The organism is Arthrobacter sp. 05N33_2, assembly GCF_056397425.1.
This window is the reverse complement of sequence record NZ_JBFTNJ010000015.1, coordinates 26,449-39,880: the sequence shown is the minus strand read 5'-3', so window position 1 is coordinate 39,880 and position 13,432 is coordinate 26,449. Positions and strand designations below refer to the sequence as shown.

The window sequence follows — 13,432 nt, the reverse complement described above, 5'->3', positions numbered from 1 at the left end:
GACGATTTGGCCTCCAGCAGGGTTCGTAGAAACTATCGGCAGGGGCGCAGGATTCGTTAGCGGCAATAAGGCTGATAACAGACGGGGCGTTGAACTGAAAACTCTTTTTGGAATCTTCCTTACGTGTGCTGGCCAAATGGCGATAACTACTTCTGAAGGCCCACGGATGGGCCGTCGCACATCGTCCCAATCATGGAGGAAACATCATGGGAATGCAGATCAACACCAACATGGCTGCGAACAACGCTTACCGCAGCCTCAGCAACACCCAGAACGACCTGTCCAAGTCGTTGGAGAAGCTTTCCAGCGGCCTGCGCATCAACCGCGCCGGCGACGACGCGGCCGGCCTGGCTATCTCCGAGGGCCTGAAGTCGCAGATCGGTGGCCTCACGGTTGCCGCCCGCAACGCACAGGACGGCATCGGCGCAGTTCAGACCGCAGAAGGCGGCCTGAACCAGGCCCACTCCATCCTGCAGCGTCTGCGCGACCTGGGCGTCCAGGCAGCCAACGACACCAACAACGCCGAATCCCGCGGCGCCATCAAGACCGAAGCTGACAGCCTCGTAAAGGAACTGGACCGCATCGCCGGCTCCACCAACTTCAACGGTGCACAGCTGCTGGACGGCTCAAAGCCGAAGATGTCGCTCCAGGTCGGCGCCAACTCGGACGCCAACAGCATCATCGACGTCAACCTGTCCTCTGCCAACGTTGGGTCGGTTGCCACTGCTCTGGGTTCGGCGGCGTCAGGTTCCACCACATTCAAGGTTGCTGCGTTCAGCGCTACTGATGGCTCCCCCCAGGGACTCGCCGCCGGTACCTACAACTTTGAGTCGGTCAAGGGTGGCGTTACGACGACGGTGGCCGTTACCACCACCGCCGCAGCCACTACGGCTGATGACTTCGTTTCCAAGCTCAACGCGGACAAGAACTTCAACTCCAGCTTCACGGCAACGGTCTCGAAGAGCGCAAACGGCACCGGCGACGGCATCATCATCCGGTCCAACGACGGCGGCACGATCGACCTTACCGATCCGTCCGGCTCGGGTGTGTTCAACGGCGGCGCCACCGTGGTCAGCGGGACGGGTCTTGACTTCTCCTCAACCAGCGCAGCCCAGGCTTCCATCACTGCTATTGATACCCAGATCAAGTACGTTTCGACCGCCCGCGCCGAACTCGGTGCGACCCAGAACCGCCTTGAATCCGCAGTGCAGACCATCAACGTCTCCAAGGAAAACCTGACGGCTTCCAACTCCCGTATCCGCGACACGGACATGGCTGAGGAAATGGTCAAGTTCACCCGCAACAACATCCTGTCCCAGGCCGGCACCGCAATGCTGGCCCAGGCAAACCAGTCCAACCAGGGTGTACTGCAGCTCCTGCGCTAAAACACAGCGGGAAGCGATCACTCCGGTGACTTCCGCTAGGTAGTTCAGATTGCACGTGGCGCCCGGGGAGAGAATTCTTCTCCCCGGGCGCTGTGCAGTACCACCAGCCATTACTGATTCAGCCAGCCATTGTTCTAAGGAGTTGCAGGCATGGGACTTTCTATCGACGGACTTTCCAGCGGTTTGGACACCACGGCCCTGATCAATTCCCTCATGGCCGTGGAAGCAATCCCACAAAGCCTGATGAAGAACAAGGCCGCAACGGTCCAAACCCGCATCTCGGCCCTGCAGGGACTCAATACCGCCGTCGCGGACCTCGCAACCAAGGCCGGCAAGCTCTCCGACCCCAAAAGCCTGGAACTGTATTCGGCCTCGAGCAGTTCCGCCAAGGTCACCACCGTGGTCGGTGCCGGAGCGAAACCGGGTGCGGTTGATTTCACCGTCTCCCAGCTGGCCCAGACCCAGGTCTCCGTGAGCAAGAACCTCGCCGCGTGGCCATACACCACTATGACGGTCACCGGCGAAGGCGGCCAGGCCATCACGGTCACGCCACTCACTTCATCTCTTGACGACGTCGTTTCCGCCGTGAACCTCTCCGGCGCCGGGATTGTCGCATCGAAAGTTTCAGTGGGCGGCGGCGAGTACCGGCTGCAATTTGCCTCGTCCAAGACCGGCGTCGCCGGCGGGTTCAGCATCGCCGATCCGGACGGCACCGCCGGGCTGACCAAAGTTCAGTCTGGGCAGGACGCGCAGATCAAGCTGTGGGCGGGAACAGCTGCCGAGGCGACGCTCAGCTCCGCCACCAACACCTTCGCGGATGTCCTGAGCGGAGTCTCGATCAGCGTCTCCGAGGTCTCTGCCACTCCAACACGCGTCACCGTTGCCCGTGACGACGCCCAGATCAGCAGGGCCGCCTCTGACCTGGTTAGCTCCGTCAACGGAGTCCTGGCGCAGATCGCCACCAAGAGCGCCGTGGTCAGCAGCACCGACGCCTCCGGCAACCCGGTCACTTCAGGCGGCGTGTTCACCGGAGACAGCACCGTTCGTACCGTCAATGCCGCGATCCTGGCCGCTGCGTCCCAGCCCTTGAACGGAAAATCGCCGTCTGAGCTTGGCATCAGCGTGRCCAAGACCGGGACGATGGAATTCGACGCCACCAAATTCGGCGACGCCCTGGCGAAGGACCCGGCCGGAACAATGGCGGCCGTGGCCACTATCGCGGGCCGCGTGGCGGACGCCGCCAAGCAGGCCTCCGATCCCTCCACGGGGCTCCTCAGCACCAAGATCAAGGGACAACAGTCCACCGCGAAGGACTACACCGACCAGATCGCCGACTGGGATGACCGCCTGGAAATGCGTCGGACCACGCTGCAGCGGACCTACTCCGCGCTGGAGGTCGCTCTCAGCGGCATGAAAGCGCAGTCGTCCTGGCTGTCCTCCCAACTCGCAGGACTCTCTTCAGGAAGCTCTTCATCATGACTCTGACCTCCTTCGGCGGCGGCTACGGCAATGCCGGCCAGCGGAACCAGTACCTGGCCGACTCGGTCCTGTCGGCTCCGCCGGCACGCCTCCTCACCATGCTCTACGACCGCCTCCTGCTGGACCTGGGCCGGGCGGAAACGGCGCAGCACGCTGCCGACTGGACCACCGCATCGGAAAACCTGCTGCACGCCCAGGYCATCGTGTCCGAGCTGTCCTCCTCGCTCAAGGTCGACGCGTGGGACGGCGCAAACGGGCTGCTGGGGGTCTACAACTACGTCTCCACCGCACTGACCAACGCGAACATCCAGCGGGACGCGGCGCTGACCCGGGAAGCAATCGAACTCTTGGAGCCCCTGCGGCAGACCTGGCACGAGGCCGCCGCCGCGGTACCAGCGCCCGCAAGCCCCGCGGCGTTTCCCTCCGCAGCTCCAGCCGGTTTCCCGGCAGCAGGGGCCTGGAACACCGGGCCCGGAACAGGCGGCGGGAGTCTCGGCTTTGGCTGAACAGGCTTACTTGGATATTGGCCCAGGGGGAACCGGATCCAACGACGCCGATTCGTCCCTTCCCGGCAAGATCCCTGAAGACACCACCCTGGCTGCCTGGATGGCCGTCCTGGATGTGCTTGAAATGGCGGTGCAGGCCGCCGAGCGGACCCTGAAGGATCCGCTGGGCCCGCTCGCCGCTCCCGCGGGTTCGGTGGCGGAACCCCGGCCGGAGAAGCGCTGGTCTCCGCCATCGATGAACGGGCCGTTGCCGGCGACCGCGCGGCGTCGCGCCGTCGCACTGGCAGCCGCCCAGGAACGCGTTGCCCTCCGGCTGGAAGAGGCGCGGCTGGGAGTCGCCCGGCAGCTGCAGGCGGTATCGTCGGTGCCCGGCGTGGGGGAGTCCGCCGGAGCCCTGTACCTGGATGTCAACGGCTAGGAATCCCGGGTTCCAAAACATCTGAAATAGTCTTTTGATTTCGCCTAACGCGGCGCTGACCAGTGCCGATAACCACTATAAGAGCACGGATCGCTCGATTACCGGCCACGGATCGGCCACCCCCACCTTTCCCAGGCAGGACTCTGTGCTCGAATCCGTGACTTCCGCCGCCTTGGCCAGCGCCATGGACGGGCTGGCACTGCGCCAGCGGACCATCGCGAACAACATCGCGAACGTCAACACGCCGAATTACCACGCGAAGCGCGTCAGCTTCGAGGACGCCCTCGCAGCGTCGGTGCAGTCCGGGAACGGCCGCGTCCAGGCAACCACGGCGGAGTCCCTGGAGCCCACGCAGCTAAACGGCAACAACGTCAACCTGGACACCGAGACCCTGTCCAACATCGACACCGTGCTGCGTTTCCAGTTCGCCGCCCGCGCCGTCAACACCGAGTTCACCGCCGTGCGCTCCGCCCTGAGGACCAGCTGATGACCTTCGACATGATCGGCATCGCCGGCTCCGCCCTCACTGTCCACCGCAAGTGGCTCGATGCCGTCTCGGACAACCTCGCCAACATGAACAACGCCTCCGCCACGTCCGGCCCCGCCTTCCAGGCCCGGTATGTCGAGGCCGCGGAGGGCTCGCAGGGCTCGGGCGTGTACGTCAAGAGCACCCAGCTCGGCAACGCCGAGGGCAGGATCGTCTACCAGCCGGATCACCCGCTGGCGGACGCCAACGGCAACGTGAAGTACCCGGACATTGACATGGCCGAACAGATGGGTGCGCTCATCATCGCCCAGCGCGGCTACCAGGCCAACGCGCAGGTGGTGGATCGCGCCCGCGAAACCTACATGGCCGCCCTTGAGATTGGACGCTCCTAATGACTGTCGCCCCCATCGCCCCCGTCCAGGGCGTCCTGCCGACAAACTATGTGACGGGCGCCGGAGCGGCACCCGTTGCCGGCACGGACGGCTCCGCCTTCGCCACTTCCCTCACCGGCGCGGTGGATAACCTCCAGCAGCTGCAGTCGACGTCGAACCAGCTGGCTGTGTCCGCCGTGACCGGCAACCTGGATGACATCCACAACGCCACGCTTGCCGCGACCCGGGCGCAGGTGACGCTGGAGCTCATGGCCACCATGCGCAACAAGGGCGTTGACGCGTTCAACGAGATCATGAGGATGCAGGCCTGATGCCTCCGCAGATTAACGCTTTCTTCCAGCGCTTCGGCGCGGGCCTGAAGAGCTTCACCGCCGGCCAGCGCACCATCGCCGTGATCGGCGCTGCCCTGCTGGTGGTGGGCATTGTTGCCCTGTCCGCCTGGCTTACCCGCCCGGTGCTCACCCCGCTGTTCTCCGGCCTCCAGACCACCGACGCCAACGGCATCGTCGAACAGCTCCGCAAGGACAACGTTCAGTACGAACTCAGCGACGGCGGATCCACCATCCTGGTGCCGCAGGACAAGGTCTACGACGAGCGCCTCAAGGCAGCGGCCGCGGGCCTGCCGACTGCCGCCGCCACCGGCTACTCCCTGCTGGACAAGATGGGCGTGACGTCTTCGGAATTCCAGCAGTCCGTCACGTACAAGCGCGCCCTCGAGGGCGAACTTGCCAGCACCATCTCCGCCATGGACGGCGTGAAGACCGCCGCCGTCCGGCTCGCCATCCCCGAGAAAACAGTGTTTGTGTCCAAGGCCCCGGACACCACCGCCTCAGTGTTCATCGAGACCGACGCCGGCGCCGCCCTGACCGGTGACAAGGTGCAGGCGATCGTCCACCTGACCTCCGCCGCCATCGAAAACCTCAAGCCGTCCAACGTCTCCGTGGTCGATTCGCAGGGCAACGTGCTCTCCACCGTCGGCGGCGGGACCGCAGGATCGTCCACCAAGCAGGCCAGCGACTACCAGCAGCGCACCTCGGACGCCGTCCGCGCGGTCATGGACCGCGTGGTGGGCCCGGGCAACTCCACGGTCGCCGTCGCCGCCGACGTGACGGGCGAATCGGCGCAGCAGAAGAGCGAGACTTTCTCCAATGCCGAGGGCGCCCTGCCGCTGAGTGAATCGTCCAAGACCGAGAAATACACCGGAACCGGGGGAGGCGCCGCGGGCGTCCTCGGCCCGGACAACATCGCTGTTCCCGGCGGCACGAGCGGCAACGGCAACTTCGATTCCTCCACCGAAACCAAGAACAACGCGGTCAACAAGGTCACCGAGGACCGGACCATCCCGGCCGGTGCCATCAAGCGGCAGACCATTTCCGTCGCCGTCAGCCAGGCCGCCGCCGGCGGCCTGAACCTGGCGTCGCTGAAGAACCTCGTCACCTCCGCAGCCGGGGCCGACACCGCGCGCGGCGATATTGTCACGGTCGAGGTTGTGCCGTTCAGCACCGCAGCCGCCGACGACGCCGCCAAGGCGCTCGCCGAGGCCCAGGCCAACGCCGAAGCCGAGAAGCAGGCCGCGTTCTTCGGAACCCTCGTCACCGCAGGCAGCATCCTGCTGGGCCTGCTGATCCTGGCCCTGGTGGTCACGATCATCCTGCGGCGCCGCCAGAAGCGCGAGCCCGTGGACCTCGGCGAACGCCTGGACCTGGAGATCATGCCGGTGGCCCCGCCTGTGGTGGCCCTTCCGCCGGCGACGTCGGCGATCCCGATCACCGCCCTGCCCCCGCTTCCGGGCCCGAGCACCGAACAGCTGGAATCCGAGCGCCGCCGGTTTGAAATCGACAACATGGTCGCCGCCAACCCGGAACGGGCCGCCGATTACCTGCGCAGCCTCATGGATGACAGGCAACCGGCATGAAACCCACCGATACGCCCCTGACCGGCACCCAGCGCGCCGCCGTCGTCCTGATGCAAATGAGCCCCGAGAACGCCGCCAAGGTCATGGCCCAGCTCACGGACACCGAGGCGGAGGAGATTGCCGGGGAGATCGTCAAGCTCCGCAAGGTGGACTCTGACGTCACCGAGCAGATCATGAAGGACTTCCACCAGGCCGCGCTGACAACCACGCGCCAGGCCCGGGGCGGCCGGGAACTCGCCGAGGGCCTGCTGGAGGCCTCCTTCGGCTCGGAACGGGCCGCCGGGCTCATGAACCGCCTGACCGTCAATATGGCCGGCAAGTCCTTCGAGTTCCTCGAAGACATCGAACCCGTGCAGATCCTGGCCCTGATCGACGGCGAACTGCCGCAGACCATCGCCCTGGTCCTCGCCCACCTCAGCCCGCGCAAGGCCTCGGCCGTGATGTCCGGGCTGCCCGGCTCGCTGCGCGCCGACGTCGCGCTCAGCATCGCCACCATGGGATCCGGCGCGCCCGAGGCGATCGGGATCGTCGCCGACACCCTCAAACTCCGCGGCGGCGCCGCCGTGTCCCAGCAGGCCTCGAAGGTGGTGGGCGGCATCCAGCCGCTGCTGGAGATCATCAACCGGACCGACGCCGGCACGGAACGGTCCGTGCTGGACGGCCTGGACCTGCTCGATCCCGACCTCGCGGTGGAGATCCGGGCCCAGATGGTGACATTCGACGACATCGTGAAGCTGGAACGCCGCGACGTGCAGCTGGTGCTGCGCGGACTCGACGCGGCCGTCCTGGCGACGGCGATGAAGGGTGCCTCCGAGCCGGTCCTGGAAACCATCACCACAAACGTCTCCGGGCGCAACCTGGAAATCCTCGAATCCGAGATCGCCGCCCTGGGACCCCTGCGTGCCTCGCAGATCGAAGAGGCCCGTGCCGCCGTCGTCCGGTCCATCCGCGAGCTCGAGGCCGAAGGCCAGATCACCATCCAGCGCGGGGACGAAGAAGACTATGTCTACTGACAACGGCGCGGCCAACGCCCCGGCGCGCGTCGTCTTCCCGTCACTGCGGGCCAACGGCCCGGCCGCCGAACAGGCCGGCTACACCGAAGGCCACGCCGCGGGCTACGCCGCCGGTGTGCGCGCCGCAGCGAAAGAGCAGCGCCGCTGGCGGGACCGGATGGCCGCCGAGCAGGCTGCCTCCCTGGCCGCCGGACAGCAGGACCTGGACCGTGCCGTGCGCGCCCTCGCCGTCGCCAGGACAGACTTTGCGCACCGCAACGTGCAGGCCCTGCAGGACGCCGAGGAAATCCTGGCCCGCACGGCGCTGGAACTGGCCGAGGCCATCCTCGGCTACGAACTGGCCGAAGGCACCCGGACCGCCCGGGCCGCCCTGGCCCGCGCCCTCTCCGGGAATGACTCCGCCACGGTACTGGCAATCCGGCTGCACCCGGCGGACATCGACGTCCTCAGCCGGGAAGGCCAGGAACTGCCAGCCGGGCTGCCGCTGATCGCGGACCCCTCCCTGGGCCGCGGCGACGCGAAGGTCGAATACCAGCAGGGCTGGTTCGACGCCAGCCTCCGCACCGCCCTGGGACGTGCCCGCATGGCGCTGCTGGGAGAGGCAGCGTCGGCAGAGGGCCCGCTGGGAGATGCACTGGTGGCAGACACCGTGCCGGGAGACGCCGTGCCGGGAGAATCCGGCCGGGCCGAATTCGGTGCCGGCGCGTACCGGGGCCAGGCATGATCGCCGAGTGGCGGCCGAAGGGCGCCGACTATGCCGCCGCGCTGGCCGCGGCCGCCCCGCAACGGGTCGGCGTCGTCACCTCGGTCATCGGGCTGGGCCTGGAAGTGTCGGGTCTGGACTGCGCCCTTGGTGACCTCGTGACCGTGGGCGGGAACCCCGGCCTTGACGCCGAAGTCGTCGCGGCGCTGGACGGCTCCGTGCGCTGCATGCCGCTGGGCCGGCTCGCCGGCGTAGCTGCCGGTGACCCGGTGCGCGCCAAAGGCAGCGCGGTATTGGTTCCCACCGGGCGGGGCCTGTTCGGCCGGGTCCTTGACGGCCTGGGACGCCCGATCGACGGCAAGGGTCCGTTGCTCAGCGGGCCGCGCGTGCCGATCGACAACGAGGCACCGAACGCCATGAAACGCGCCCGCATCGACACCGCGCTGCAGACCGGCGTGCGCGTCCTGGACACCATGACCACGCTCGGCAAGGGCCAGCGCATGGGCCTGTTCGCCGGCTCCGGGGTCGGCAAATCCTCCCTGCTCTCGATGATCGCCCGCGGAACCGACGCCGAAGTCTCGGTGATCGCCCTCGTTGGCGAACGCGGCCGCGAAGTCCGCGAGTTCCTCGAAGACGACCTCGGCGCCGCCGGCCTGGCGCGCTCCGTGGTGGTGGTCGCCACCTCCGACGAACCCGCCCTGATGCGCATGCGCGCGGCCTTCACCGCCACCCGCATCGCCGAGTCCTTCCGCGACCAGGGCCAGGATGTGGTGCTCATGATGGACTCCCTGACCCGGGTGGCCATGGCGCAGCGCGAGATTGGCCTCTCCGCCGGCGAGCCCCCTGCCACCCGCGGCTACCCGCCGTCGACCTTTTCCATCCTGGCCCGGCTGTTGGAGCGCGCCGGCACGGCCGAGACCGGCTCCGTTACCGGCATCTACACCGTGCTCGTGGACGGCGATGACCATAACGAGCCCATCGCCGACGCCGCCCGCTCCATCCTGGACGGCCACGTGGTGCTGGACCGCAAACTCGCCGTCACCGGGCACTTCCCGTCCGTGGACGTGCTCGGATCCGTGTCCCGGGTGGCCAGCAAGGTCAATTCCCGGCCACACCTCGACGCCGCCGCCACGCTCCGCCGGGTCCTCGCGGCCCGCAAGGCGGCACAGGACCTGATCGACGTCGGCGCCTACCAGGCCGGGACCAACCCGCTGGTGGACGCTGCGCTGAACCACGAGCACGACGTCAGCGGTTTCCTCCAGCAGCCGATGGACGAATCCACGGCCCACCCCGAGTCCTGGCAACGGCTCGGCCACCTCACTTCGATCCTGGGAGCAGCAGCATGAACCGCGAATTCTCACTGGCCGGCCTCCTGCGCCTCCGCCAGCTCCAGCAGGACCAGGCGGCAACCGGGCTGGCGCGCGCCCGCTCACGTTCCAGCTCCGTCCGGGTCCGCGAAGCCGCCGCCCGCCGCGAACTTGCCGCCACGGATGACCCCATCTCCAGCTCGGCCTCACTGCGCGCCGTGGCGGCCGCCCGGTCATCCGCGCACAGCATGCTCGCGGACCTGCAAAACCTCACCCACCTGGCCGAGGCCGACGAAGCCAACGCCCGGGCCGAGTTCATCGCTGCCCGCACGCGGTCCGTGGGGCTGGAAAAACTGCAAGCCCGGCACGACGCCGAGGTCAACTCCGCGGACCTGCGCGCCGAGCAGTCGGCCCTCGATGAGATCGCCTCGACGCTCTGGCACCGCGATGAGCAGCAGGTGAAGCCATGAGCATGACTGAAGCGATCGGCCGGATGCAGGGCATCCAGTCGATGATCGCGGAATTGAGCCGGCCTGCGGCCGCGGAAACCAGCGCAGCCGCTGCCAAGGCTGCGGCTACCTCGCTCGCGTCCGCAACCGGCACCGGCGACTCCGCCACGTTCACCCAGGCACTTGCCGCGGCACTGGGCGGCAGTGGCGCAACGGATGCCGCCTCCCTCACGGACAGCCTGGGCCTGGGCTCCTCACTGGGCACGTCACTGGGCATTGGCGGCACATTCGGACCAGGTGGCGCTGCGGCGGCCGGGACGGCCGCGCTCACCGGCGCCCAGGCAGCCGGAACCGTACATGCCGGTGGGGCCGCGACGGGCAATGACGTGGTGGCCGTGGCGAAGAAGTACATCGGTGTTCCCTATGTGTGGGGCGGCACCAATCCGGCCTCCGGCATGGACTGCTCCGGCTTCACCCAGCGGGTCTTCAAGGACCTTGGCGTGGAGCTTCCCCGTGTGGTGAGCGACCAGATGCGCCAGGGCACCCCGGTGGCGTCCCTCGCAGAAGCGAAACCCGGAGACCTCCTGGTGAGCTTCGGCGGCAACCACATTTCCATCTACCTGGGCAACGGCAAGGCGATCGACGCACCCGTGCCGGGCAAGACCATCCAGATCCGCGACGCCTGGGAGCAGCAGTCCAACCTGACCTCCATCCGGCGCATCGTTCCCGCAGGGGCTGCATAATGAAGGCGGCGGCATCGACGGAGCTTGCGGCCGCGCTGGGGGCGACCGTCCGGGCGGCCCGGCAGGGCGCGGACCCGCGGCCCGGCAGCGAAAACGGAAACACAGCCGCCGCGTCCTTCGACGCAGTCCTCAACGACGTCCAGGGCGCAGCGGGCAACGGCACCGCGGCAGAGCCTGGCGCCGCTAAGGCTGTACCGGCGGCCGATGACACGGCGGCCGAACTGCCGCAGCCCGACGGCGCCACGGACCCCGCTTCGCTGAGCGGCACCGCTGCGAACACTGTGACGGGGGCCGACGCTGCTTCCGGGACCGCGCCGGGGACCGACGCTGCTTCCGGGGCCGCGCCGGGGACCGACGCTGCTTCGTCCGGTATCACCAGCCACGTCCCGGACCCGTACGTTCCGGCCCCGTACGTTCCAGCCCCGCACGTTCCAGCCCAGTACGGCACGGCCGAATTCCCGCCGGCCCAGTACGGCACGGCCGAATTCCCGCCGGCCCAGTTTGTCTCCTATACACAACTTGGTCAGGCTGGCCAGGCTGCGCTGCCCGGACAGTCGGCGCCGGCGGTTGCCCCGCCGTCGGACAGCAACGATGGTTCCCGTACTGCCGCCCCGGCCATCACTGCGTCCGCGGCCTCGGCGGTCCTTCCCGACGAATTGCCGGCCGCCGCCGCGCATTCCCCGGCCGTCGAGACCCCGGGATTGGCCGCAACGCGGCGCCAGACTGTGGCCGCCGTCCCCGCTGGGACCATGCCGGACGGTAAGCCGAACGCCGCTGCGGCCTCGCAGACGGCGGGCGCGGTCCCGCTGGCCGGGCCCAAGGCCGCCGCCGGCGGACCGGTCAACCGGCCGGTCAATGGGAACGATCCTGCCCCGACGGCTGCGCCCGTCGACGCCGTGGCCACCGCACCGGCTACTGTCGCGGCCGCGCCGCTGGCTACTGTTGCGGCCGCGCCGCTGGCTGCTGTTGCGGCCTCGCCGCTGGCCTCGACTGCCACCGGCGCCGCGGGGACCACCCCTGCGACCGGTCCCGTTCCGGTGCTCAGTGGCCCACCCAAGGCTGCTGCACCTGCCGGGCCAACGCAGGCAGTCCCGGCGCAGGCCGGCGCCACACCTCCGGCCGCCGCCGCGGCACCGGGCGCGGCAGCGGCGGCGCAGACCGCCCAGGGACTTGGGGCTGGTCATGGTGCGTCGCCGGCGGCCACCACCGCGGCCGCGTCCGCGCGGGCGGTCAACGGATCAGACGTCGCCGCCGTCGCTCCCTCCGCGCCCGGACAAGCGCCGACGTCGCCCACCACCTCACCCGGCACGACCCCGTCCGGTCCGGCGCCATCCGGCATCCCCGGAGCCGGCACTGGATCCTCCGGCAGCATGTCCACCGGAACCGGAACCGGAACCGGAACCGGAACCGGACCCGCACACGCCCCCGCTCCTTTCCACGCCGGCGTCCTGACGGAACCAGTCGCGGCACCCACGCCCACCGCCGCCCAGGCTCGGTCCAATCCGGAAAGCGACGCCCCCACGGCGGCCGCCTTCCCCGTCCAGCCGACTCTGGCGGCGGCAACCGCGGCCCAGGCCGTGCCCCAGCCGGCTGCCCAGGCCGCTGCGCAGCCGGCGTTACAGTCCGCGTCCCCGCCGGCGCCCCATTTCGCGGCGCCCCTCCAGTCCCAGCTGGCCAAACCGCTTTTCACCCTCGTGGGGGCACCCCAGGGCCAGCACATCATGACCCTCAAGGTCAGCCCGGAAGATCTCGGTCCACTGACGGTCCGGGCCCAGATCGACGCCGCGGGCGTCCGGATTGAGCTGTTCGCCCCGGGCGATGCGGGACGTGAAGCCGTCCGCGGAATCCTGCCCGAACTCCGCAGGGAACTCCACGGCGCCGGATTCGCGGCCAGCCTTGACCTCTCAGACCACAACGGTCCCGGTTTCGGGCAGCACGGGGCCCAGCACGGCACGGGCCAGGACCGGACGGGGACCGGCGGCCAGTTCGGCACCGGCCGGGACCCCGGCGGCAGCGGCTCGGGCCCCGGCGGCAGCGGCTCCGGCCCGGGCGACCGGAACGGGCCGCGGCCCGGAAACCGCTGGGATGCGCTGGCCGATGATCAAGCCATACGCACCGCCAGGCTGTTGAACGGCCCCCAGACCACCCTCGACATTCTTGTCTGACACGAAGGAACGCGACTTATGACGATTCAGCCGATCGCATCCCAGCCGGTAACGGCGGCGGGGGACGCCACCCAGGCCTCTGCCGTGCGGACACCCTCGCAGACCATGGATGCCAACGTGTTCATGTCCCTGCTCGTGACGCAGCTCAAGAACCAGAACCCGAGCGCGCCCATGGACACCAACCAGATGATGAGCCAGACCCTTCAGCTCTCCATGATGGAAAAAATGACCGAACTGACCACCAACAGCAAGGAGGGCTTCTCCCTCCAGATGCGGACGGCGGCAGCCCAGCTGATCGGACACTCGGTCGGCTACACCCTCGCGGACGGCACCACCGGGACCGGCGTCGCCAGTTCCGTCAGCTATGCGGGATCGGTTCCGTCCGTCATGATCGGCGACCTTTCCGTTCCCCTCGACTCCATCACCGGGCTTACGGCTCCGGCCGCTTCCTAACCAGTTCTTCACCCGTA

The 13,432-nt window shown here is 68.3% G+C and carries 15 protein-coding genes; all 15 read left to right on the top strand.

The genetic code is table 11. The annotated features are described in order from the left end of the window. Positions 1-206: 206 nt before the first annotated feature. The 15 genes from AC1DHX_RS09745 (at position 207) to AC1DHX_RS09675 (ending at position 13,415) form a co-directional block, all read left to right on the top strand. Complete coding sequence (locus AC1DHX_RS09745) at positions 207-1,385, top strand: flagellin N-terminal helical domain-containing protein (protein WP_223914330.1); 1,179 nt, start codon at positions 207-209, stop codon at positions 1,383-1,385. 150 nt (positions 1,386-1,535) lie between these two features. Continuing rightward, a complete protein-coding gene (gene fliD, locus AC1DHX_RS09740) occupies positions 1,536-2,864 on the top strand; it encodes a flagellar filament capping protein FliD (RefSeq protein WP_476899992.1) in 1,329 nt (442 codons plus the stop codon). Beyond that, positions 2,861-3,370 (top strand): flagellar export chaperone FliS, encoded by a 510-nt coding sequence (locus AC1DHX_RS09735; RefSeq protein WP_476899991.1) that lies wholly within the window; start codon positions 2,861-2,863, stop codon positions 3,368-3,370. Before fliD ends, AC1DHX_RS09735 begins: the two co-directional genes overlap by 4 nt. After that, entirely contained in the window at positions 3,363-3,788 is a 426-nt protein-coding gene (locus AC1DHX_RS09730; protein WP_476860122.1) for a hypothetical protein, read from the top strand. Before AC1DHX_RS09735 ends, AC1DHX_RS09730 begins: the two co-directional genes overlap by 8 nt. Before the next feature lie 145 nt (positions 3,789-3,933). Then, positions 3,934-4,275 carry a flagellar basal body rod protein FlgB gene (flgB, locus tag AC1DHX_RS09725; RefSeq protein ID WP_028277071.1) on the top strand — a complete coding sequence of 114 codons (342 nt, stop codon included), beginning with the start codon at positions 3,934-3,936 and terminating at the stop codon, positions 4,273-4,275. Beyond that, positions 4,275-4,667 carry a flagellar basal body rod protein FlgC gene (locus tag AC1DHX_RS09720; protein WP_079555549.1) on the top strand — a complete coding sequence of 131 codons (393 nt, stop codon included), beginning with the start codon at positions 4,275-4,277 and terminating at the stop codon, positions 4,665-4,667. The genes flgB and AC1DHX_RS09720 overlap by 1 nt, the downstream gene beginning before the upstream one ends. Then, the gene (fliE, locus tag AC1DHX_RS09715; protein WP_028277073.1) at positions 4,667-4,978 is read left to right on the top strand and encodes a flagellar hook-basal body complex protein FliE; all 312 of its coding nucleotides are present in this window, start codon (positions 4,667-4,669) and stop codon (positions 4,976-4,978) included. Before AC1DHX_RS09720 ends, fliE begins: the two co-directional genes overlap by 1 nt. Further along, positions 4,978-6,582: a flagellar basal-body MS-ring/collar protein FliF gene (gene fliF / locus AC1DHX_RS09710; protein ID WP_028277074.1), complete on the top strand. Its 1,605-nt coding sequence runs from the start codon at positions 4,978-4,980 to the stop codon at positions 6,580-6,582. Before fliE ends, fliF begins: the two co-directional genes overlap by 1 nt. Next, complete coding sequence (fliG, locus tag AC1DHX_RS09705; RefSeq protein WP_476860123.1) at positions 6,579-7,595, top strand: flagellar motor switch protein FliG; 1,017 nt, start codon at positions 6,579-6,581, stop codon at positions 7,593-7,595. The genes fliF and fliG overlap by 4 nt, the downstream gene beginning before the upstream one ends. Beyond that, positions 7,585-8,319 carry a FliH/SctL family protein gene (locus tag AC1DHX_RS09700; protein ID WP_476860124.1) on the top strand — a complete coding sequence of 245 codons (735 nt, stop codon included), beginning with the start codon at positions 7,585-7,587 and terminating at the stop codon, positions 8,317-8,319. The genes fliG and AC1DHX_RS09700 overlap by 11 nt, the downstream gene beginning before the upstream one ends. Further along, complete coding sequence (locus AC1DHX_RS09695) at positions 8,316-9,644, top strand: FliI/YscN family ATPase (protein WP_223914323.1); 1,329 nt, start codon at positions 8,316-8,318, stop codon at positions 9,642-9,644. Before AC1DHX_RS09700 ends, AC1DHX_RS09695 begins: the two co-directional genes overlap by 4 nt. Next, positions 9,641-10,075 (top strand): flagellar FliJ family protein, encoded by a 435-nt coding sequence (locus AC1DHX_RS09690; RefSeq protein ID WP_026538968.1) that lies wholly within the window; start codon positions 9,641-9,643, stop codon positions 10,073-10,075. Before AC1DHX_RS09695 ends, AC1DHX_RS09690 begins: the two co-directional genes overlap by 4 nt. Beyond that, complete coding sequence (locus tag AC1DHX_RS09685; protein WP_476860125.1) at positions 10,072-10,797, top strand: C40 family peptidase; 726 nt, start codon at positions 10,072-10,074, stop codon at positions 10,795-10,797. The genes AC1DHX_RS09690 and AC1DHX_RS09685 overlap by 4 nt, the downstream gene beginning before the upstream one ends. Continuing rightward, on the top strand, positions 10,797-12,962 hold the full coding sequence (locus tag AC1DHX_RS09680) for a flagellar hook-length control protein FliK (protein WP_476860126.1): 2,166 nt from the start codon (positions 10,797-10,799) through the stop codon (positions 12,960-12,962). The genes AC1DHX_RS09685 and AC1DHX_RS09680 overlap by 1 nt, the downstream gene beginning before the upstream one ends. A gap of 18 nt (positions 12,963-12,980) precedes the next feature. After that, positions 12,981-13,415 carry a flagellar hook assembly protein FlgD gene (locus AC1DHX_RS09675; RefSeq protein WP_476860127.1) on the top strand — a complete coding sequence of 145 codons (435 nt, stop codon included), beginning with the start codon at positions 12,981-12,983 and terminating at the stop codon, positions 13,413-13,415. Positions 13,416-13,432: the final 17 nt, after the last annotated feature.